The sequence below is a fragment of the Streptomyces sp. NBC_00259 genome (assembly GCF_036181745.1).
Taxonomy (GTDB): Bacteria; Actinomycetota; Actinomycetes; order Streptomycetales; family Streptomycetaceae; genus Streptomyces; species Streptomyces pratisoli.
On the sequence record NZ_CP108080.1, the window covers coordinates 2427139 to 2449594 of the forward strand.

Genomic DNA, 22456 nt, shown 5'->3' on the forward strand with positions numbered 1-22456 from the left:
AACCGGCCCGGTCCGGGCGCACGGTCCCGGCCGGTACGCGCACATGGGCCGGCCCGGTACGGCTCCGCTTCGCCGTACCGGGCCGCTGCTCCGGGGATCGGTCAGCGTGTCACTTCACGCCGACCGCCCGGATGATCTCCTGCTTCACCGAGCCGCCCCGGTCGTCGGACGCCGAGGCCCGCAGCGAGATGAACCGCGCGTCCCTCGGCACCCACAGGGACGCCTCCCACGTGGCGGACTTCCCGCGGACGTCGTCGAGCCGGACCGTGGACCAGGTCTTCCCGTCGTCGTACGACACCTCCAGCGCGCCGCCGGTGATCTTCCCGGTGCCCTCGGCGCCCTTCACGTACTCGGAGAAGATCCCGACGTCGAGCTTGCGCCCGGCGCGGACGTTGCCGGTGAGGTCGGTGTCGACGTCGAAGCCGAGGTTCAGCATCGGCAGGTAGGTCTCCCGGTCGGCCGGGGTCTCCTTCGAGCGGAAGGTCCACTCGGAGTGGCCGCGGGTGGACAGCCGCCACCGCTCCGGGTCCATCGTGGTGTCCGTGACGACCCGGAACTCCTGCTCGGTCGGCTTGACGTCCCAGGCGTACGCGCCCGAGCTCATCCTGCGGTCGACCCGCACCCCGTCCACGTACACCTCGGTGAACTGGGTCAGCGAGTCGTCGTTCCAGACGTTGCCGAAGCCGGTGTGGTCCGGACCCGAGTCGCCCCAGCCGGGGGTGTTGAACTCCAGGCTGTTGCCGGTGCGGGTCTGGCCCCAGCCGAGGCCGGTGCCGAGCCACGGGTGCCAGACCGGCTTGAACCAGTTCAGCGTGGAGCGGGTGCCGCCGCGGTAGGACGGGGTGCCGCTGCGCTGCTCGACGGCGTCGGGCCCGTTGGTGACGGACTGGTGCCAGCGCTGGCCGGGTCCGGTGCTGACGTAGTCGGTGCGCTCCGCCGGGAAGGAGATCCACTCCGGGAAGCCGAAGCCGATGCGGAAGGTGTCGGTGATGGAGTAGCGGAACTCGCCGCCGAGCGCGGGCTTGGTGCCGTGCAGGCGCGTGTCCAGGACGGCCAGGTCACGCTTGCCGGGGCGGAACGTCAGGTCCTCGGGGACCGCGCCCGGGTGGCCCTCGGACAGGTCGTAGACGTACGGCGTGAACCGGGTGCCCGTCAGCTCCACCCGCTCGCGGCGGGCGGCCGAGGCGATCAGCCGTGCCCCGTCGGCGGCGTTGACGGTCACGACGTGCAGCGGACGGTCCTCGTACTCGGCCGTGCCGAACCAGGCCATCAGCCGGCCGGGCGCGTCGTCGGTGACGAACAGCGCCTTGGCGCCGGCGTCCTGGGCGTTCTGGGCGAGCTGTGCCGGGGTGATCGCGCCGGTGTGGCAGACGACGACGGCCTTGCCCTTCACGTCCTTGCCCTGGTAGGCGGCGGCGTCACCGGTGCCCGCGTCCACGATGCCGAGCCGCAGCTCGCCGTCGAGGGGGGCCGTGCCGGCCTGCACCCTGGTGTCGCTGATCGGCCTGCCGCCGGCCTCGGCCTCCAGCATCGGCTTGCCGAGGCGCCAGACGGTCCGGTACTCGAAGGTGCCGGTGGCGGGCTTGCGGGTAGGCGCCGCGAAGACCGAGTCGTACTTCGGCGGCACCTGCAGCGCCCCGCCGTAGTGGGCTCCGTTCGCCTGCCGGTCGAACTCCATCAGCAGCTGACGGGTTTCGGTGCGCTTGTCGACCTCGGCGCGGATCTCGCGCAGCTTCCGCCCGTCGAGCGTGACGGTGCGGTCGCGGTCGAGGGTGATCTCCGGCTCGGTGATGAAGCCGAGGCCGAGGGAGTCCGCGCCCTTGCTGCCGCGTACGTCGAGGAAGGTGTCGAGCGTGTACGTGCCCGGCTTCAGGCGCAGCTCCAGCGTGCCGGACTCGCCGACCGTCTCGGGGAACGGGTCCTCGCCCGCGGCGAGCCGCTGCACGCCCAGGTAGGCGGGCGACGGGGCGCCGTCGCGGTCCTTCACATGGACCGTGAGGGTGTACCGCTCCTCCTCCTTGACCAGACCGAGCGCGGTGCGGGCGACGACGGTGCCGTCGGCCGCGGTGGCGGTGATCCGGCCGCCGGTGTTGCCGACGGCCGCCTTGCCGCCGTCACCGGTGACCGTCGTCCGCGCGGTGCCGTGCGCGGGCACGGTGAGCGTGGTGTCGGCGAGCGTCGCGACACCGGCGGGCGCACCCTCGACGGCGAGCGTCAGCGTGACGGGCACGTCGGTGTGGTTGGTGTACGTCACGGGCTTCGTGACCGGCGTGTTGGCCTCGTACGGCCAGCTGTAGAAGCCGAGGTCGGCGGAGCCGGTGGCGGTGACCGTGGCACGGGTCGCGGCCGGTACGTCGACCCGGCCGGCGCCGAGCGCGTACGGGGACGCGTCGAGCGGCTTCGACGACGACATCAGCGCGTCCTTGAGCTGCGCGCCCGTCCAGTCGGGGTGCTCCTCGGCCAGCAGCGCGGCGACGCCCGCGACGTGCGGGGTGGCCATCGACGTACCGCTCAACGAGGTGTACAGGCCCTCGCCGGGTGTGAGTTGGGAGCGGGCGGCGAGGATGTCGACGCCGGGTGCGGACAGGTCCGGCTTGAGGGCGTAGTCGCGGTAGCGCGGGCCCTGGCTGGTGAAGTACGCGGCCTCGTCGGCGGAGTCGACGGCGCCGATCGTCAGCGCGGAGTCGGCGGCGCCGGGCGAACCGATGGTGCCGGGGGCGCCGGAGTTGCCGGCGGCGATGACGAAGAGGGCGCCGGTCTGGGCGGAGAGGGTGTTGACCGCCTCGGCCATCGGGTCGGTGCCGTCGCTCCCCTCGCGCGAACCGAGGCTCATCGACACGATCTTGGCGTCGACGTCCTTCGCGGCCCACTCCATGCCGGCGATGATCTCCGACTCGCTGCCCGAGCCCTCGTCGGAGAGGACCTTGCCGACGGCGAGGTCGGCGCCGGGCGCGACGCCCTTCTCCTTGCCGTCCGAGCCGGCGCCGCTGCCGCCGACGGTCGAGGCGACGTGAGTGCCGTGACCGTTGCGGTCGGCGACCTCCTGGCCCGCGATGAAGCTCTTCGACTCACCGACACGGCCGGCGAGATCGGGGTGGGCGGCGTCGACGCCCGTGTCGAGGACGGCGACCTTGACGCCCTTGCCGGTGAGGCCGGCCTGCCAGGCCTCGGGGGTGCCGATCTGGGCGTTGGACTCGGCCATGTCGGCCTGTACGCGGCCGTCGAGCCAGATCTTCTCGATGCCGCCGGAGAAGGTGCGGCGGGTGGCGGCACCGGCGTCGGCCACCGCGTCCCAGATGGTCCCCGGCTCGGCCTTCATGGCCACGCCGCCGATGCTGGGCAGGGACCGTGTCGTGTCGCCGCCCTGCGGGGCGGCCGTGCGGGCGCCCTTGGCGTACGTGACGATCAGCGGCAGGTTGCCGTCGATGCCCTGCTCGACGAGTGCGGTGACATCGAAGAGCCGCCTGTCGAGGACACCGGCGTCGAGGTACGGGCGGGCCTCGTCGGGTACGACGGTGACCCGGCCGTTCGAGATCTCGCTGCGCACGGCACCGGTGGCGCCCTTGCGACGCTCCACGGCGACGGCTTTGCGGCCGGCACCGAGGTCGGTGACGGTGACCTTGTCGCCGGTGATGAGCGTGACGGTGTGCCGGGGGGCGGCAGCCGGGGCCTGCCGCCCGGCGCCGTGCTCGGGTGACTCGGCGGCGAGGGCCTGTCCGGCCGGGAGCAGGACGAGGGAGAGCCCGGCAGCCAGCAGCCGGGCTCTCCTCCTCGCGGACGCTCTGGTCATGGATGTCTCTCCTCGTACGCCCGGTGACGGGGTGGTGTCCGGGCGTTGGCGAAGAGTCTGAGCGCTCAGAGGTCGCTTGGGGCGACCAAACCCTGGCGGTTATCTGCCATGGCGGCTACCTGCCAGGTCGGAGACGGGTCCTCGGAGGTGTCGGGGCGTCGAGGTGTCGGGGCGTCAGGAACCGCCCGGAGCCAGAGGTGTCCAGGGCTGCGGGGAATCCGGGTGTCAGGGCTGCGGGGGATCCGGGACGTCAGGCCTGCGGGGCGTCGGGCCCGCCGCGCCTCGGGGCCTCCGGGGGCCTCACGGAGTGGGCTCGCGGGCGTCGTACCGTACGAACCCGCGCCCACGCAGCGCCAGTAGACCCACCGCGAGGACACAGGCGAGCCCGCCCCCGGTGACGGCGACGGCGGGCGAGGTGAGATCGGCGACCGAGCCCGCGAGGAAGTCGCCGAGACGCGGTCCGCCCGCGACCACGACGAGGAACACCCCCTGCAGTCGCCCGCGCATCTCGTCCGGCGCGGCCGCCTGCATCATGGTGTTGCGGAACACCATGGAGACGGTGTCGGCGCAGCCGGCGACGGCGAGGAAGAGCAGCCCGAGCCAGAGGTTCCTGGTCAGCCCGAACACGGCGATCGCCACTCCCCATGCGGCGACGGCGAAGAGGATCGCCACCCCGTGCCGGCGGATGCCTCCCAGCCAGCCGGAGAACACCCCGCCGAGCAGCGCGCCGACGGCCGGCGCGGCGACCAGGAGGCCGGTGGTGCGGGCGTCCCCGCCGTACCAGAGCACGGCGATGGCGGGGAACAGCGCCGTCGGCTTCGCCAGGATCATCGCGCAGAAGTCGGAGAAGAACGTCATGCGGATGTTGGGCCGGGTGGCGAGGAAACGCAGCCCGTCGAGGACGGACGCGCGCTTCGCGGTCGTACGGTCCCGGTCGGGGAGCATCGACGGCAGCCGCCACACGGCGTACAGGGCGGCGCCGAAGGCGACGGCGTCGATGAGGTACGCCGTCTGGTAGCCGCCGTATCCGACGATGATGCCGCCGAGCATCGGCCCGATCAGCATGCCGGAGGTCGCCGTCATGGAGTTGAGCGCGTTGGCGGCGGGCAGCTGTTCGGGCGGCAGCAGCCGCGGGATCATCGCGCTGCGGGCGGGCGAGCTGAGCGCGGCGCACACGGCTTGCAGCGCGACGATGCCGTACAGGAACCAGACGTGGTGGAAGCCCGCGAGCGCGGCGGTGGCGAGGGCGGCCGACAGCCCGGCGGACCCGGCCGCGCTGTACAGCCCGAGCGCGCGCCGGTCGACGGTGTCGGCGACGGCGCCGCCGTACAGCCCGAAGACGATCAGCGGGACGAGGGAGAAGAGCCCGACGAGCCCGACGGAGAAGGTCGAGCGGGTGATGTCGTACACCTGGAGGGAGATCGCCAGGGTGGTCATGCCCTGGCCGACCCAGGAGATGGTGCTCCCGAACCAGAGCCGGCGGTAGTGGGCGGAGATCCGCAGCGGCGTGAGGTCGGCGAGGATGCGGCGGCGCAGGGGAACGGAAGCCGGGGTGCCGGGCGGAGTACCGGGCGGAGTGCCGGTGTCGGTCATGCGACGGGTGTCGTGCGGCGGGCGGCTGCGGGCGATATCGGCGGCATGGGCGCAGTATAGGGACGCGTCGGGATGGGCCCCTTACGGGCATGGGGGCACGGGTCCGCCCGCCCCGCCCGCGAAGAACAAGATCGTCCTCACGGGGTGTGGCGGGCGCCGGTTGCGGCCTCCCGCGGGCAGGCGCAGGGTGAACAGGCGCGGGGTGAACACGTGTGTGGGCGCCCCACCGACCCGGAGAGGACGGCGATCCTGATGAGCAGCGCCAGGACGAAGCAGATCAAGGGCAAGCTGAAGGAAACCCTCGGCAGGACCATGCACGACAAGTCCATGCAGCGGCACGGCCGGAGTGACCAGCTGCGCGGCAAGGCGCAGGAGATGGCGGAGAAGGCGGCGGAACGGGTACGCAAGGGCACCACCAGGCACTGAGCCGGGGCGGCAGGGGTACGCGTACGGGGCTGCGGAGGCGCGGGCCCGGGCCTGGTCCTGCCGTGGTCCTGGCCTGGTCCTGACTGATCCTGACTGGTCCTGGCCGCTCCTGCCAGGACCCCGCCCCCTACCCGTTTCGTTCCCGCACATCGCCCGGAAGGCCCCGCCGCGATCGCGCGGCGCCCGCGACCGGACGACACTGATCCCATATGCCCCTGACCAGGGCGCCCGCACGCCGCAAGGAGCGTTACCTCATGCCCACGGACGCCCATCCTGGCCCGCTGCGGGTGCTCGTCTTCGGCGCGGCGCTACGGGCCGGGTCCGTCAACGCCCGTCTGGCCTCCCTCGTCGCCCGCCTGGTCTCCGACACCGGCGCGACCGCGGACCTGGCCGGCATGCGCGAGTTCACGATGCCGCTCTTCGACGGTGACGTGGAGGCCGCCGAGGGGCTGCCGGAGGGCGCGCTCGCGCTGCGCGACCGCCTCGAACGGTGCGACGCGTTCGTGATCTCCTCCCCCGAGTACAACGCCTCGGTGCCCGGAGTGCTCAAGAACGCGATCGACTGGGTCTCCCGCGTCCGCCCCCAGCCCTTCAAGACCAAGCACGCGCTGCTCGTCTCCGCGTCCCCGTCCATGGTGGGCGGCAACCGTGGGCTGTGGGCCCTGAGGATCCCCCTGGAACACCTCGGCACCCGCGTCTATCCGGACATGTTCAGCCTCGCCGAGGCGTACCAGAGCTTCACCGAGGACGGACGACTCGCGAACGACCGATTGCAGCAGCGTCTGGCCGAGACCGTGACGGGCTTCCTCAGCCTGGTCGAGGCCGACGTCCGCTACGTCTGCCTGCAGCGCCGGTGGTACGAGTTCCTCGGCGACGAGACGGAGGCCGCGGTCACGCAGAGGGCGGAGGACTGACGGGCGCAGGCCCAACGGGCCGCTAGACCAGGACGTTGACGGCTCGGGCGATCACGAGGCCGAGGATGAGCAGGGAGACGAGGGACTGCACGGCCATGGCGATCTTGGCCCAGGGGGCCAGTGGCATGACGTCGGTGGGACTGAAGGCCGTGGAGTTGGTGAGTCCGAGGTAGAGGTAGTCGACGTAGCGGGGGCGCCAGTGCGCGGCGTTCAGTTCGGGGCTGAGCTGCTGGGGGAAGGCGAGTTCGGGGGTGGCGGGCATGTGGTGGGCCCGGGCCGCCGCTCCGCCGCTGTCGAGTTCGAAGTACAGCAGGGAGAAGGCGACGACGGTGGAGGCCCAGACGACGCCGCCGGCCTGGAGCAGGCCGGTGGCCGAGTTGGTCTCGTCCCCGCCGTGGATGAGGTCGTCGACCAGCCGGACGGTCGACCAGATGGCGCTGACCGCCAGCACGCCGACCAGGGCGATGGATACCGCGCGCAGGGTGGCCGAGCGGCGGCTGATCCGGCCCGGGTCTCCCGCGATCAGCGTCACCAGGAGCAGTCCTTCGACGAAGGGGAGCAGCCAGCGGGGCCCCAGGCGCAGGTCGTCGGGCATCAGCAGGGTCAGCACCATGGCGGCGATGACGGCTCCGGCCATCGGCCAGCGGGCCTCACCGAACGCCGCCTGCCCCGGCTCCGGCTCCGACTCCGGCTCCGACTCCTGCGGATCGCTCGGACCGCCGGCATCGGCGGGGTGATGTCCGGTCATGTTCGGCTGCCGCGCCGGGGCGGGACGGGGGCGCCGGTCCGCGGGTCCGCCCACCGCACACGGAGTGCCGTCGCTCCGCCCGAGGCGGAATCGACGAACGTCACGACCCCCCGCTCGGCGGCGGCGTCACACCAGCGGGTCAGGGCCTCGTCCGGCATTCCACCACCCCAGCCTCCTCGCGGAACCGAGCGGCCCGGCCGCCCGCTTTGTCCTCGAACGTACCTCGAAGCCGCGCGGCCACCCTCCCGCCGGGACCGCGTGTCCCCCACCCGACCGCCGCGCACGGCCCGCGCGGCACGCCCCGGGCAAGGAGGCTCGGGCGGTGGTGGACGAGAGGGAGCGGCACGAGAACTTGCGTCCATGTCCGCCGGTCACTGACACCGGCATGCCCTCGGCCCGACCGCGGCACCTCTTCCGGGCCTCCGGTCATGAACCGGCGGTGAGTTGCCGTTCCGCCCAGATGAGTTTGCCGTCCCAGGTGGAGCGGGCGCCCCAGCGGCCGAGGCTCCGAACAGCAGGGTTCCGATGATGAATGTCGCGCCGCCGCCGAGGATCACCCAGTGCGACGGCCCGTCGAGCACGGTGTCGGACACGGCTGGTTCGACGAAGAACAGCACCACGTTGTAGGCGAACGAGGCCCCGGCGAACAGTCCGAGGCCGATGATGTCGACGGCGGCGGCGATGGCTCCGAACCGGCCGGCGGCGTCCGCCTGGCGGAGATGGAACGCGATCAGCGCCGGCGCTCCGAAGCCCGCGACTCCGAGAGCGACGACAAAACTGGTCGCGGCAAGTCTCCCGGTGAATGCCTCAATCGCGCCGGCTGCCCCCAGGGGACAGGCCGAAGAGGATTCCGCAGATCGCTCCGAAACGCGTCAGCCTTTCGAGTTTGCGATCCATGGTGGTGGCTTTCCTATCCTGTGATGCCGGTGATTCCGCGTGCGCGGGTCACCATTTCGCGAGGGTGCGGGACCGTTGGTGCGGAACGTACGGGGAGTAGCACCGGCGATGCCGTTGACGGCGCTGACTGGGACGTACCAGTCACCCCCGACCTGCCGATGCCGGCCCCGTGGCTAGCGCTCTCGCACCTTTCTTCCGGTGCTTCGAGTTTTCCCCTACGCATTGCACGAAGCTACGGCGAGAAGCCGGAAATATTAGGCTCGGGTTTGTGGAATCGCCGAATCCTGATCTGTCGGCGCCGCTCTCGGAGGCCGCCGCGCAGGCCGTCGCCCGAATCTGCGCACGCATATCCGAGGACCTGCCGGTGATCAGTCACGAGATCGTCCGGCACATCCGGGCGGAGATCCCCCGACGACGCCGTCGTGCCCGCGGAGGAACACCGCCAGTTCGTGCTGTACCAGGGGCGCATGCTGCTGACCGGCATCGCCGAGCAGAGCCCGCCGCAGGAGGAGCCCATCGAGCGGGCCAGGGAACTGGGCCGGCGGCGTGCCCGGCAGGGCCTCTCCATCGAACTGATGCTCGGCGCCTACCACATCACCTTCCGCGAGGCCTGGAACCCGATCCTGCGGAAGGCCACGGTCGACGAACCCGAGCACATCGGCGAGCTGGCGCACATGGTCGCCCTCATCTGGACCTGGTTCCGAGTCCTCATGGGCAACGCGTCCGAGGCATACGGAGAGGAACTCCGGCGCGCCCAGGTCACCCGGGCGACCCTCGCCCACCGGCTGTTCGCCGCGCTCACCGCCGATCCCGTCCAGCCGGAACCGGCGGCCACCCTGGCCCGGGCACTCGGCTACGAACCGGACGGCGAGTTCCAGTCGCTGTGCCTGCCGGCCGGCGATTGGCAGGACGACGGCACCGACCGACTGCGGCACCGCCTGTCCGCCCTGCCCGGAGTGCTCCACTGCGCGACCGCGGACACCCGGCTCCTGGTTCTGGGCCAGCGGCACGACCCGGACGCGGTCGTCTCGGCCGCGGCGGTGGACAGCATCACCGACGCGACCCAGGCGCTGTCCCAAAGTGGTGGGCAGCAGCGCGTCGTACGCTTCGCCGGCGCCTGGCTCACCGTCGGCCTCGGCGGGCAGGCCACCCGCCTGGCCCCGCTGTTCACCGAGGCGATGGCCGCCGCGCGCACGGACGAGCACGCTGTCCTACCGGCTCAGCCGGTGGCACGAGCTCACCGGACTGGATCCGCGCAACGGCGACGGACTCATCGCGTCGCTGGTCGCGCTCCGCCTCTATCGGACGGGCTGACGTCATGTGCCATGTCCACCGGGTGGCACTGGGCCGTTGGAGCTCGGACCCAGGACGACGCCGGCGACGCTGCCGTGACGTGGACGGGTGAGCACTGCACCGCGAACGGCCTGGAGCCGGTCCGGGTAGGGCAGTTCGACGACCGCTACCTCGAGGAGCGGCGAGCCGACTTCGCGCTCACGCGCTTCACGATCGTCCGCCGGGCTTCGAACAGGCGCTGGAAGCCGGTGCGAAGCCTCTCTGTCCCCTGAGTGTCCCCTGGATCTTGATCTGAACGGATGAACGGTGGCCCCCACCGTGGAGTGGTGACCACCGTACTCGCGTCCGCGCAGGTAGAAACGGTTCTCCGGGAGCAACGCGTGGTGGGGCGGGTGGGACTCGAACCCACGGCCGACGGATTATGAGTCCGCTGCTCTAACCGGCTGAGCTACCGCCCCTAACGGCGCGTCGCGCACATTTGTGCGCGCCGTCTGCCGCAGCATAGCCGCTCATACGATCTCCTGCTTCGGATGGTCGGCATCGCTATGACCTTGAGGACTGCGCTGCCGTCCGTCCGGTTCCAGGATGGGACGACTACATGAAAAAGGACCCCGAAGGGTCCTCTTCCGCTGCTGCTCCCCCGGCTGGACTCGAACCAGCAACCCTCCGGTTAACAGCCGAATGCTCTGCCAATTGAGCTACAGGGGATCGCGCTCCCCCGACTGGACTCGAACCAGTAACCTGCCGGTTAACAGCCGGCTGCTCTGCCAATTGAGCTACAGGGGATTGCTGCGTGTGCACCGAACGTACCTACCCCGGGGCTTCCCAGGCGGCGCGCGCTCGCTGCGACACATACATTAGCGCAAGCAGGGGGGTGCTCCGCCAATCGGTTCCCCCGGTGACCTCGCGGTGAGCTCCAGGTGGTCCTGGAGGTGATCGCGGGGTGATCTCGGGGACCGGCGGGTAGGCGAGCACCGCAGCCTCACGGTCCGTATCGACACCGGCGTCCCCGACGACGCCGCCGAAGGGTGGCAGCCATGCGCTACCGGCTCACGTTCATCGCCGGACTTGCCCTGGGATACGTGCTCGGCACGCGCGCCGGGCGCGAGCGTTACGAGCAGCTGAAGAAGTCCGCTCGGGAGTTCTCGCAGAACCCGGCCGTGCGCAACGCGGCCGAGTCCGCCGCGCAGACGAGCCGCGAGATGGCCGGGAAGGCCTACCACGTGGTGAGCGACACGATCGGCGACCGGATGCCCGAGGCCGTGGCCGACCGGGTGCGCTCCCTGCGGGAGCGGGGCCAGGGCGGCGGCGAGGACGACTGGGGTACGACCAACACCTAGGGATGCGGGCGGCCGCGGTACGGCCGACGCCCGGGGACACAGGCGGCCCGGGCGCGGCCGACACCCGCGGGCACCGGCTCGGGGGCGGGGCACCGACGACGTCGGCGGGCCCCAGGGAGCGGCCCGCTCCGAAGCACGGCCGGACACCGACCCGCCCCGGCTGGCCCCGCGGCCGACCTCGCTCCGAAGCACGGCCGGGCACCGACCCGCCCTCGGCGGCCCCGCGGGCCGGCTTCGCTCCGGAGCGCGACCGGAGGTCGCCGCCGCCTTCCGGGCGCGGCCTCCGGCATCCCGAAGGCCCGTCCCCGAGTGCCAAGGGCCCGTCCCCGACCCCTCGAAAACCCCGTCCCCGAGCCCGCGCGGTCCCGGATTGAGCGGGCCATGACCATGACCGCGGCCGGAGTGCGGCAGAATCTGAAGGCATGGGGATAGTCGCCGGGCTGGACAGTTCGTCCGCGTTCACTCGCATCGTCGTCTGTGACACGGACACGGGCGCCGTGCTGCGCCAGGGATACGCGCCGCATCCCGTCGAGGCGAAAGCCACCGACGTCGATCCGCAGGCGTGGCTGCTGTCCCTCGGTGAGGCCGCGGCCGGGGGGCTGCTGGAAGGTGTGCAGGCCATCGGGGTGTCCGCGCAGCAGCACGGGGTGATCCCACTGGACGCGTCGGGTGCGCCGGTGCGGGCCGCGATGGTCGGCAACGACAAGCGGGCGCAGGCCGCGGCGGCCGATCTGATCGAGGGCTTCGGCGGGCGGCAGGCCTGGGCCGAGGCCGTCGGCTGCGTACCGCAGTCCGGGCTGCCCGTGGCCAAGCTGCGCTGGCTGGCGCGGACCGAGCCGGAGGCGGCCAGGCGCACCGCGCTGGTGATGCAGCCCCACGACTGGCTGGTGTGGCAGCTGCTGGGCCGGCCGGCGCGCAGGACGACGGACCGGGGCGCGGCGTCCGCGACCGGGTACTGGTCGGCGGGCACCGGCTCCTACCGGCCCGACCTGGTGGAGCTGGCGCTCGGCCAGCAGGCCGCGCTGCCCGAGGTGCTGGGTCCGGCCGACGCGGCCGGGACCACCCCGGAGGGGCTGCTGATCTCCGCCGGCACCGGCGAGACGATGGCCGCCGCGTTCGGGCTGGGCCTCGGGACCGGCGACGCGGTGGTGTCCCTGGGGGCGTCCGGCTCCGTGATGGCCATCCATCACGAGGCGCTCGCGGACCCGTCCGGGATGATCACTTCGTTCGCCGACGCCACCGGGATGCATCTTCCGGTCGTGCACACCCTCAACGCCGTACGGGTCCTGCGCGGCACCGCCGAGATGCTCGGCATCGAGGATCTGGCCGAACTGTCCGCGCTGGCCGTGAAGTCCACCCCGGGCTCCTCCGGTCTCGTCCTGCTCCCGTATCTGGAGGGCGAGCGCACCCCGCAGCTGCCGCACACCGCCGGCACCCTGACCGGGCTGCGGCGCGAGTCGATGAAGCCCGAGCATCTGGCGCGGGCCGCCTTCGAGGGCATGCTGTGCTCGCTCGCCGACGCGCTGGACGTGCTGCGCGGGCGGGGCGTGGTGGTGCGGCGCGTGTTCCTGCTGGGGCAGGCCGCCGAGCTGCCGGCGGTGCAGGCCGCGGCGCCCGCGATCTTCGCCGCGCAGGTCGTCGTCCCGCAGCCCGCCGACTACGCGGCGCTGGGCGCGGCCCGTCAGGCCGCCTGGGCGCTCGGTGTGGCGCAGGGCACACTCGCCCCGCACACCCCGCCGGCCTGGCAGGGCGCCTCGGCCCAGGTGTTGGAGGCGGGCGAGGAACTCGCGGTCGGCCAGGCGGTGCGGCAGCAGTACGCCGCGACACGCGAGCAGGTGCACCCCGGGGCGTTCAACCCCTGAGCGACCCGCCGGGCCGAGCGCCGGACCGCCGTGCGTCCGCGCGTTCTTGACCCGTCCTTGGCGAAATCCCTTGGGCAGACGGTGGCCGAGTGTCGGAGTATTGGGGCGACTCCACGATCCGGCACCGACCCGAGAGACAGCCGCGCGTGCTCATACGAATCCTCCGGACGTTCCTGCGTCCTTACCGACAAGCGATCACCCTCCTGGTGGCGCTGCAACTGCTGCAGACCAGCGCGACCCTCTATCTGCCCACGCTGAACGCCGACATCATCGACAACGGTGTCGTGCAGGGTGACACCGGCTACATCCTGAGCTTCGGCGCCCTGATGATCGGCGTCAGCGTGGTCCAGGTGGTGTGCAACATCGGCGCCGTGTACTACGGCGCGAGGACCGCCGCCGCGCTCGGCCGGGACGTGCGGGCCGCCGTCTTCGAGCGGGTGCAGTCGTTCTCGGCCCGTGAGGTCGGGCACTTCGGTGCCCCGTCGCTCATCACCCGGACGACCAATGACGTCCAACAGGTCCAGATGCTGGTGCTGATGGGCTTCACGCTGATGGTGTCCGCGCCGATCATGTGCGTCGGCGGCATCGTCCTGGCGCTGGCCCTGGACGTTCCGCTGTCGGCGGTGCTGCTCGCGGTCGTGCCGGTGCTGGGCATCTCCGTGGCACTGATCGTGACGAGGATGCGGCCGCTGTTCCGCACCATGCAGGAGCGCCTCGACACGGTGAACCGGGTGCTGCGCGAGCAGATCACCGGTAACCGGGTGATCAGGGCCTTCGTGAAGGACACCTACGAGGCGGACCGCTTCCGCGGCGCGAACGCCGAGCTGACGGACGTGTCGCTGTCGACCGGCCGTCTCATGGCGCTGATGTTCCCGATCGTCATGACCGTCGTGAACGTGTCGAGCATCGCCGTCGTCTGGTTCGGCGCCCACCGCATCGACAGCGGCGAGATGCAGATCGGCGCGCTCACCGCCTTCCTCGCCTATCTGATGCAGATCGTCATGGCCGTCATGATGGCCACCTTCATGTTCATGATGGTGCCGCGGGCCGAGGTCTGTGCCGAGCGCATCGAGGAGGTCCTGGCGACCGGTTCGAGCGTCGTCCCGCCGCTCTCCCCGGTGCACGAGCTGGCGCGCCACGGCCATCTGGAGGTCCGCGGCGCCGACTTCCGCTACCCGGGCGCCGAGGAGCCCGTGCTGCGCGCGGTGGATCTGGTCGCCAGGCCCGGTGAGACGACCGCGATCATCGGCTCGACGGGCAGCGGAAAGTCGACCCTGCTCGGGCTGGTCCCGCGGCTGTTCGACGTCACCGGCGGCGAGGTCCTCGTTGACGGCGTGGACGTACGGGAGCTGGATCCGGCGCTGATGGCCCGGACGGTCGGGCTCGTACCGCAGAAGCCGTACCTCTTCTCCGGCACGGTCGCGACGAACCTGCGCTACGGCAATCCGGACGCGACCGACGAGGAGCTGTGGCACGCGCTCGAGGTCGCCCAGGCGGCCGACTTCGTACGCGATCTGGAAGGCGGGCTGGACGCGCCGGTCGCGCAGGGCGGCACGAACGTGTCCGGCGGTCAGCGGCAGCGGCTCGCCATCGCGCGGACGCTGGTGCAGCGGCCCGAGATCTATCTCTTCGACGACTCCTTCTCGGCCCTGGACTACGCGACGGACGCGGCGCTGCGCGGTGCGCTGTCGCTGGAGACCGCCGAGTCGACCGTCGTGATCGTCGCACAGCGGGTGTCGACCATCCGTGACGCCGACCGGATCGTGGTCCTCGACGAGGGCCGGGTCGTGGGCACGGGCGGCCATCACGAGCTGATGGCGGGCAATGAGACGTACCGGGAGATCGTGCTCTCCCAGCTGACCGAGGCGGAGGCTGCCTGATGGCCGGTCCTGGTGGACGCATGATGATGGGCCAGTCCGGCGAGCGGTCCATGGACTTCAAGGGCTCGGGCAAGCGGCTGCTGCGGCAGTGCGCCCCGGACCGGCGCGCCCTGTGGGTGATGCTGGTGGCCTGTGTGCTGAGCGTGGGTCTCTCGGTGGTCGGGCCGCTGATCCTCGGCAAGGCGACCGACCTCGTCTTCGCGGGTGTCGTCGGCCGTGAGATGCGGGAGGGCACCACCAAGGAGCAGGCCCTGGACGGCCTGCGGGCGCAGGGCAGCGACGGGCTCGCGGACATGCTGTCCGGGGTCGACTTCACCCCGGGCCGGGGCATCGACTTCGGGGCGGTCGGCGACATCCTGCTGGTGGCGCTCGTCGTGTTCGCGGCTTCCGGGCTGCTGATGCTGGTGGCCACGCGGGCGTCGATCGTGGTCATCAACCGGACCATGTACCGGATGCGGGAGGACATCCAGGACAAGCTGTCGCGGCTGCCGCTTTCGTACTTCGACAAGGCCAAGCGCGGTGAGGTGCTGAGCCGTGCCACGAACGACATCGACAACATCTCGCAGACCATGCAGCAGTCGATGGGTCAGCTGCTCAACTCCCTGCTGACGATCATCGGTGTGCTGGCGATGATGTTCTGGATCTCGCCGCTGCTGGCGCTGGTCGCGCTCGTGACCGTGCCGCTGTCGGTGGTGGTGGCGGCGAAGATCGGCAAGCGTTCGCAACCGCAGTTCGTGCAGCAGTGGAGGTCCACGGGCCGGCTCAACGCGCACATCGAGGAGATGTACACCGGCCATGCGCTGGTGAAGGTCTTCGGCCGGCAGGACGAGTCGGCGAAGGAGTTCGCCGAGCAGAACGATGCGCTGTACGAGGCGGGGTTCCGGGCGCAGTTCAACAGCGGCGTCATGCAGCCGCTGATGTTCTTCGTCTCGAACCTCAACTATGTGCTGGTGGCGGTCGTCGGCGGGCTGCGGGTCGCCTCGGGCACGCTGTCGATCGGCGACGTGCAGGCGTTCATCCAGTACTCGCGGCAGTTCTCGATGCCGCTGACGCAGGTCGCGTCGATGGCGAACCTGGTGCAGTCCGGGGTCGCTTCGGCCGAGCGGATCTTCGAGCTGCTGGACGCGGACGAGCAGGCGCCCGACCCGGTCGTCGGGGCGCGGCCCGGGGAGCTGCGGGGCGCGGTCGCGCTGGAGAAGGTCTCGTTCCGCTACGAGCCGGAGAAGCCGCTCATCGAGGATCTGTCGCTGGCGGTCGAGCCGGGGCACACCGTCGCGATCGTCGGCCCGACCGGAGCCGGCAAGACCACGCTGGTGAATCTGCTGATGCGGTTCTACGAGGTCACCGGCGGCCGGATCACCCTCGACGGCGTCGACGCGGCCACGATGTCCCGGGAGGACCTGCGGTCCGGGATCGGGATGGTGCTGCAGGACACCTGGCTGTTCGGCGGCACGATCGCGGAGAACATCGCGTACGGCACCTCGCGCAAGGTGACCCGGGAGGAGATCGAGGAGGCGGCGCGGGCGGCCCACGCCGACCGCTTCATCCGGACCCTCCCGGACGGCTACGACACCGTCATCGAGGACGACGGCGCGGGCGTCAGCACGGGCGAGAAGCAGCTGATCACCATCGCGCGGGCGTTCCTGTCCGACCCGGTGATCCTGGTTCTCGACGAGGCGACCAGCTCCGTCGACACCCGGACCGAGGTGCTGATCCAGAAGGCGATGGCGCGGCTCGCCCATGGGCGTACGAGCTTTGTGATCGCCCACCGGCTCTCCACCATCAGGGACGCGGACGTGATCCTGGTGATGGAGAACGGCTCGATCGTCGAACAGGGCACGCACGAGGAGCTGTTGCTGGCGGGTGGCGCGTACGCGCGGCTGTACTCGGCACAGTTCGCGCAGGCGGTGGCGGAGGTCGACTGAGCCGTCCGGCGGCCCGGGGACTGCGCACCGCCCGGGCCGGCGGAGCTCAGTCCAGATAGCCGCGCAGCTGGTCGGCGAAGGCGTGGTCCCGCAGCTTGCCGAGGGTCTTGGACTCGATCTGGCGGATGCGTTCGCGCGTCACGCCGAAGATCCGTCCGATCTCCTCCAGGGTGCGGGGCCGGCCGTCGGCCAGGCCGTAGCGCAGCTGGACGACCTTGCGCTCGCGCTCGCCCAGCGTGGACAGGACGGCTTCGAGATGCTCCCGGAGCAGCAGGAACGCCGCGGACTCCACGGGGGACGCGGCGTCGCCGTCCTCGATGAGGTCGCCGAGCGCGACATCGTCCTCCTCGCCGACCGGCGCGTGCAGCGACACCGGCTCCTGGGCGAGGCGGAGGACCTCACCGACCCGCTCCGGCGACAGGTCGAGCTGTGCGGCGACCTCTTCGGCGGTGGGTTCGTAGCCGCGTTCCTGGAGCATGCGGCGCTGGACGCGGACGACCCGGTTGATGAGTTCGACGACGTGGACGGGCACGCGGATGGTCCTGGCCTGGTCGGCGAGGGCGCGGGACATGGCCTGGCGGATCCACCACGTCGCGTACGTCGAGAACTTGTAGCCGCGCGCGTAGTCGAACTTCTCGACCGCGCGGATCAGGCCGAGGTTGCCTTCCTGGACGAGGTCGAGCATCGTCAGCCCGCGGCCCACGTACCGCTTGGCGACGGACACGACGAGACGCAGATTGGCTTCGATCAGGCGGCGCTTGGCCATCCGGCCCATGACGACGAGCTTGTCCAGGTCGAGGGCGAGCTGGGAGTCCAGGTCCGGGGTGTTGCCCAGCTTCGCCTCGGCGAACAGGCCCGCTTCGACGCGGCGGGCGAGCTCCACCTCCTCGACGGCGGTGAGCAGCGGGATGCGTCCGATCTCCCGCAGATACTGCCGGAAGAGGTCGGAAGAGGGGCTGCCGCCGCCGGTGTCCGCGACGCGGACCGGCCGCTCGGGCGGCTCGGGCGGCTCGAACAGCTCCGCGGGCTCGGGGACGTCCGGCGCTGCCCCGGCCTCCGGGGGCGGCTCGTTCTCCGGGTGGTGTGCGGCCCGGCTCTGCGGCGGAACGGCCGTGACCGGGTCGGCTTCTGTCAGGGTCTGGGTCTGCACGGGGGCGACCTCCAAGGTGGGCGCTGCCGGTTCGGGGGCAGGCGGCAGCGGGACGGGGACGGCGGCCCGGCCGCTGTCCGTCCCGTTCACGATGAGCGGATCCGCGGGGGTGAGTGGCCCACCTGCTGTGGACCGGCCGCGCTCCGAGGACTCAGGCACCGCCCCCAGTGTGGGGTACGACACATCACCGCCACGAGGGGCGTGCGATGACTTTTTGCGTCCGGTGCGTGACCGCGTGGTTACGGGGCCGGGGGCCCGGGGGGTGCCCCCGGGACAGCACAGCGAGGCCGGTGCGTGACCGGGCGGATACCGGACTCGCATACCCAGGTGCGGGTGACACCGTTGTCTGGGACCATCCGGCGCAGGGGGTGGAGCCATGAGCACCGCATCGGAGCGGCGTGCGTTTCCCGGGAGCCCGGAGGGCCCGAACGAGCCGGCGGACGAGCGGGAACGACGGCAGCGCGACATGCCGCGCACCGTTCTCGCCCCGGGCGGGGGACCGGACGATTCGGTGTTCGACCCTGCGCTGAAGCACTTCGCGCACGCCTACCGCGCGAGCGAACCCCGGTTCTCCGACCCCGCCCTGGCCGGAGCATGGCGCGCGGCGCGGGCCGAGGCGCTCGACATCGTGCTCTGCGCGATCGCCGGCTCTCAGTGGGCCGAATCGCTCGTGCTGCGCGGCAGTGTGCTGCTGAGGGCGTGGTTCGGCGAGGCGGCGCGCGACCCCGGCGACCTGGACTTCGTGGTCGTGCCCGCGGACTGGCGCATCGAGCAGGACCGTACGCAGCGGATGCTCGACGGCATCGCGGAGGCCGCTCAGCGCACCGCCGAGGAGCGCGGCGGCGCGGTCGGCATCTCGGCGCGCGGCGCGGAGTCCGAGTACATCTGGACGTACGAGCGCGTCCCCGGGCGGCGCATGGTGCTGCCGTGGTCGGCTCCGGGGCTGCCGGGCGGGCTGGTGCAACTGGACTTCGTCTTCAACGAGGAACTGCCGGTGCCTCCGGAGCCCGCGCGGGTCGGGACGGCCGTCGTCCGGGCGGCGACGCCCGAGCTGTCGCTGGCGTGGAAGGTGATGTGGCTGATCGACGACTCGTACCCGCAGGGCAAGGACCTGTACGACGCGGTGCTGCTCGCCGAGCGGCACCCGCTGCGGTACGAGCTGCTGGCGCGGGTGATCCGGCACGCCGAGGCGGAACCGTACCCGCGTGACGTCGAGTTGGGCGATGTCGCCGAGATCGCCCAGTGGGTGGAGTGGGAGCAGTTCGTCGCCGAGTATCCGGGCGTGGGCGACGACGACCGGCGTTACGTGGACCGGCTCGTCACGGCACTCCGCCCCACCTTCGAAGCCCGGACCGCACAGGACTCGACCGGCCAGGACTCGACCGGGCAGGACAGCACCGGAGAGAGCTAGAGGGCGTCCGCGCCCTTGTTGCGCAGCGACTGCCCGTACTGCTGGAGCACCCACAGCTCGTTCTGCACGGCCGAGAGCTGCTCCGGATCGGCGTGGGCGCCGAGGCGGGCCAGGGTGCCCTGGACGTCACGGATGCGGCGGTCGACCGCGCGGAGGCGGACCTGGACGAGCTGGACGCCGGCGTAGGTCTCGTCGACGGTCTTGGCGTGGACCGCCTCCACCGCGAGTTCGGTGGTCATCGCGCGGACGGTGTCGTTGGGCGCCGCGTCCCGGACGCGGGCCAGATAGGCCGGTGCGTCGGGGACGCCCAGCTCGGCGCCGCCCGCGTCGGCGATCGCCTGGCGCACGGCGGCGTACGGCGGGGCGGTGAACTCGTCGGCCCCGTACGCGTCGAACGCCGGGGAGACCAGCTCCGGGTGCTGGAGCGCGAGCTTGAGCAGTTCGCGCTCGGTGCGGTGGGCGGGGCTGCGCAGATTGAGCGCGGGGCCGCTGGGCTGCGCCGTGGGCCGCGGGCTGTCGTACGAGGGGGCCTGGCGGGACTGCTGCCCGCCACCGCTGCCCCGCTCCCGCGCCCAGCGCGCGAGCTGGGAGACCCGCTTGACCACGAACTGGGTGTCGAGGATGCCGAGGAGGCCCGCGAGCTGGACGGCGACCTCGTGCTGCGAGGCGCTGTTCTTGATCCGGGCGACGATGGGCGCCGCCTCGTCGAGCGCGGCCGCACGGCCGACGGGGGTCTCCAGGTCGTAGTTCTTCACGATCTGCCGGATGGCGAACTCGAACAGCTGGTTACGGGGTTCGGCCAGCTCCCGCACGGCCTCGTCGCCCTTGGCGAGCCGCAGCTCGCACGGGTCCATGCCGTCCGGGGCGACCGCGATGAAGGTCTCCGCGGCGAACTTCTGGTCGTCCTCGAAGGCCCGCAGCGCGGCCTTCTGACCGGCCGCGTCACCGTCGAAGGTGAAGATCACCTTCGCGCTGCCGTTGTCCATCAGCAGCCGGCGGAGGATCTTGATGTGATCGCCGCCGAAGGCGGTGCCGCAGGTCGCGATGGCCGTCGGAACACCGGCGAGATGGCAGGCCATCACGTCGGTGTAGCCCTCGACGACCACGGCCCGGCTGGACTTGGCGATCTCCTTCTTCGCCAGGTCGATGCCGTACAGCACCTGGGACTTCTTGTAGATCGCCGTGTCGGGGGTGTTCAGGTACTTCGGCCCGTTGTCGTCGTCGCGGAGCTTGCGCGCGCCGAAGCCGACGACGTCGCCGGAGATGTCGCGGATCGGCCACATCAGCCGGCCGCGGAAGCGGTCGATGGGGCCGCGGCGGCCCTCCTGGGAGAGGCCGGAGAGGACGAGCTCCTTGTCGGAGAAGCCCTTGCCGCGCAGATAGCGGGTGAGGTGGTCCCAGCCGGCCGGGCTGTACCCGACACCGAAGTGCTGCGCGGCGCTCTGATCGAAGCCGCGCTCGGCGAGGAACTTCCGGCCGATCTCGGCCTCGGCGCTGTCGAGCTGCTCCGTGTAGAACCGGGCCGCGACCTGGTGGGCCTCGACCAGGCGGATGCGCTCGCCGCGCTGGTGGGCCGGGTTGTACCCGCCCTCCTCGTACCGCAGGGTGATGCCGGCCTTGGCGGCGAGCCGCTCGACCGCCTCGGAGAACGACAGGTGGTCCACCTTCATCACGAAGGTGAGGGTGTCCCCGCCCTCCTGGCAGCCGAAGCAGTGGAAGAGACCCTTGCTCGGACTGACCTGGAAGGAGGGGGACTTCTCGTCGTGGAAGGGGCACAGCCCCTTGAGGTTTCCGCCGCCGGCGTTGCGCAGCTGGAGGTATTCGGACACGACGGAGTCGATCGGGACCGCGTCCCGTACCGCCTTCACGTCGTCATCGTTGATCCTGCCTGCCACGCGCCGATTCTACGGGGCGGGGCTCCGGTGGACGTCCCCCGGGAGATACCGCTACGGGGCGGGTGGGACGGCGCCGAGCGCAGTGGCCGGGTTGGCGAGGGCGTCCGTGTCCACGGGTGTGCCGGAGCGGATCAGGCCCTGGATGTCGTCCGTCACGTCCCACACGTTCACGTTCATGCCCGCGAGCACCCTGCGGTCCTTGAGCCAGAAGGCGATGAACTCGCGCTTGCCCGCGTCGCCGCGGAGGACGACCTGGTCGTACGAGCCGGGCGGCGCCCAGCCGGAGTACTCCATGCCGAGGTCGTACTGGTCGGAGAAGAAGTACGGGACGCGGTCGTACGAGACGTCCCGGCCGAGCATGGCGCGGGCCGCGGCGGGGCCGCCGTTCAGGGCGTTCGCCCAGTGCTCGACGCGCAGGCGGATGTCGAGGAGCGGGTGGTGCACGGCAGCGATGTCGCCCGCGGCGTAGATCTCGGGGTCGGAGGTGCGCAGCGAGGCGTCGACGGCGACGCCGCCGCCGTGGGCGCGGTCGACGAGCGCGAGGCCGGCGGCTTCGGCGAGACCGGTGCGGGGGGCGGCGCCGATCGCCGCGAGGACGCTGTGGGCGGGGTGCTCGTCGCCGTCGTCGGTGCGGGCGGCGAGGACCATGCCGTCCTGGCCGATGATCTCGGTGAGGCGGGTGCCGAAGCGGAAGCGGACGCCGCGGTCCCGGTGCAGATCGGCGAAGAACTGGCCCAGCTCGGGTCCGATGGCCTGGTGGAGCGGGGTGGGCTCGGGCTCGATGACGGTGACCTCGGCACCGTAGCCACGGGCGGCGGCCGCGACCTCCAGACCGATCCAGCCGGCTCCGGCGATCACCAGGTGGCCGTTGTCGCGGCCGAGAGTGGCGAGAACCTGTCGCATCCGGTCCGCGTGGGCGAGACGGCGCAGATGGTGGACGCCGGCCAGGTCCGTGCCGGGGATGTCGAGCCGGCGCGGCTCGGAGCCGGTGGCCAGCAGCAGTTTGTCGTAGTGGATGACGGCGCCGTCGCCGAGCCGTACGGAGCCGCCCTCGCGGTCGATGGAGGTGACGGGCTGGCCGAGGTGCAGCTCGATGTCGTTCTGGGCGTACCAGGCGGGCTCGTGGACGAAGACGACGTCGCGTTCCTCCTTGCCGCACAGATAGCCCTTGGAGAGCGGCGGGCGTTCGTAGGGGTGGTCGCGCTCGTCACCGATGAGGATCACCCGGCCGGTGAAGCCCTCGGCGCGAAGGCTCTCCGCCGCCTTGGCCCCGGCGAGTCCTCCGCCCACGATGACGAATGTCCGATGTGCGTCGACCACTTGATGCCTCCC

General features: G+C 71.6%; 14 protein-coding genes and 3 tRNA genes. 8 read left to right on the plus strand and 9 right to left on the minus strand.

What is annotated here, in order from left to right; translation table 11 throughout:
* Positions 1-109 precede the first annotated feature (109 nt).
* Positions 110-3790 carry a S8 family serine peptidase gene (locus tag OG766_RS10930; protein WP_328725174.1) on the minus strand — a complete coding sequence of 1227 codons (3681 nt, stop codon included), beginning with the start codon at positions 3788-3790 and terminating at the stop codon, positions 110-112.
* Positions 3791-4090: 300 nt separating this feature from the next.
* Positions 4091-5383 carry an MFS transporter gene (locus OG766_RS10935; RefSeq protein ID WP_328725176.1) on the minus strand — a complete coding sequence of 431 codons (1293 nt, stop codon included), beginning with the start codon at positions 5381-5383 and terminating at the stop codon, positions 4091-4093.
* 252 nt (positions 5384-5635) lie between these two features.
* Here OG766_RS10935 and OG766_RS10940 point away from each other — a divergent pair, with 252 nt between their 5' ends.
* Positions 5636-5809, plus strand: coding sequence for a CsbD family protein (locus OG766_RS10940; RefSeq protein WP_266374380.1), 174 nt, complete (start codon positions 5636-5638; stop codon positions 5807-5809).
* A gap of 254 nt (positions 5810-6063) precedes the next feature.
* Positions 6064-6723 carry an NADPH-dependent FMN reductase gene (locus tag OG766_RS10945; protein WP_266378022.1) on the plus strand — a complete coding sequence of 220 codons (660 nt, stop codon included), beginning with the start codon at positions 6064-6066 and terminating at the stop codon, positions 6721-6723.
* Positions 6724-6745: 22 nt separating this feature from the next.
* Here the strand turns inward: OG766_RS10945 and OG766_RS10950 are convergent, their stop codons facing one another.
* Positions 6746-7471: a hypothetical protein gene (locus tag OG766_RS10950; RefSeq protein ID WP_266374379.1), complete on the minus strand. Its 726-nt coding sequence runs from the start codon at positions 7469-7471 to the stop codon at positions 6746-6748.
* Positions 7472-8790: 1319 nt separating this feature from the next.
* On the opposite strand from OG766_RS10950, the gene OG766_RS10955 reads away from it, so the two are divergent.
* A complete protein-coding gene (locus tag OG766_RS10955) occupies positions 8791-9933 on the plus strand; it encodes a hypothetical protein (protein ID WP_328725177.1) in 1143 nt (380 codons plus the stop codon).
* A 109-nt stretch (positions 9934-10042) separates the two neighbouring features.
* Here OG766_RS10955 and OG766_RS10960 read toward each other — a convergent pair.
* The 3 genes from OG766_RS10960 to OG766_RS10970 all read right to left on the minus strand — a co-directional run bounded on the left by OG766_RS10960 (position 10043) and on the right by OG766_RS10970 (position 10447).
* Positions 10043-10119 (minus strand) — tRNA-Ile (locus OG766_RS10960).
* Positions 10120-10296: 177 nt separating this feature from the next.
* Positions 10297-10369: transfer RNA gene (locus OG766_RS10965), tRNA-Asn, on the minus strand.
* A gap of 5 nt (positions 10370-10374) precedes the next feature.
* A tRNA-Asn gene (locus tag OG766_RS10970) sits at positions 10375-10447 on the minus strand.
* A gap of 251 nt (positions 10448-10698) precedes the next feature.
* Between OG766_RS10970 and OG766_RS10975 the strand changes: the two genes are divergently transcribed.
* The 4 genes from OG766_RS10975 (at position 10699) to OG766_RS10990 (ending at position 16668) form a co-directional block, all read left to right on the plus strand.
* Positions 10699-11001, plus strand: a complete 303-nt coding sequence (locus OG766_RS10975; RefSeq protein ID WP_266374370.1) for a YtxH domain-containing protein — start codon at positions 10699-10701, stop codon at positions 10999-11001.
* A gap of 422 nt (positions 11002-11423) precedes the next feature.
* Positions 11424-12863 carry an FGGY family carbohydrate kinase gene (locus tag OG766_RS10980; RefSeq protein ID WP_266374369.1) on the plus strand — a complete coding sequence of 480 codons (1440 nt, stop codon included), beginning with the start codon at positions 11424-11426 and terminating at the stop codon, positions 12861-12863.
* Positions 12864-13009: 146 nt separating this feature from the next.
* The gene (locus OG766_RS10985) at positions 13010-14743 is read left to right on the plus strand and encodes an ABC transporter ATP-binding protein (RefSeq protein WP_266374368.1); all 1734 of its coding nucleotides are present in this window, start codon (positions 13010-13012) and stop codon (positions 14741-14743) included.
* The gene (locus OG766_RS10990) at positions 14743-16668 is read left to right on the plus strand and encodes an ABC transporter ATP-binding protein (RefSeq protein ID WP_266374367.1); all 1926 of its coding nucleotides are present in this window, start codon (positions 14743-14745) and stop codon (positions 16666-16668) included. The genes OG766_RS10985 and OG766_RS10990 overlap by 1 nt, the downstream gene beginning before the upstream one ends.
* Before the next feature lie 46 nt (positions 16669-16714).
* On the opposite strand, the gene OG766_RS10995 is transcribed toward OG766_RS10990, so the two are convergent.
* The gene (locus OG766_RS10995; RefSeq protein ID WP_266374366.1) at positions 16715-17977 is read right to left on the minus strand and encodes an RNA polymerase sigma factor; all 1263 of its coding nucleotides are present in this window, start codon (positions 17975-17977) and stop codon (positions 16715-16717) included.
* Positions 17978-18194: 217 nt separating this feature from the next.
* Between OG766_RS10995 and OG766_RS11000 the strand changes: the two genes are divergently transcribed.
* The gene (locus tag OG766_RS11000) at positions 18195-19229 is read left to right on the plus strand and encodes a nucleotidyl transferase AbiEii/AbiGii toxin family protein (protein ID WP_266374365.1); all 1035 of its coding nucleotides are present in this window, start codon (positions 18195-18197) and stop codon (positions 19227-19229) included.
* Here OG766_RS11000 and dnaG read toward each other — a convergent pair.
* Together dnaG and OG766_RS11010 are read right to left on the minus strand one after the other, a co-directional pair.
* Positions 19226-21124, minus strand: a complete 1899-nt coding sequence (gene dnaG, locus OG766_RS11005) for a DNA primase (protein WP_266374364.1) — start codon at positions 21122-21124, stop codon at positions 19226-19228. The two genes, OG766_RS11000 and dnaG, sit on opposite strands and share 4 nt — an antisense overlap.
* A gap of 51 nt (positions 21125-21175) precedes the next feature.
* Positions 21176-22444, minus strand: coding sequence for an NAD(P)/FAD-dependent oxidoreductase (locus OG766_RS11010; RefSeq protein ID WP_328725178.1), 1269 nt, complete (start codon positions 22442-22444; stop codon positions 21176-21178).
* Positions 22445-22456: the final 12 nt, after the last annotated feature.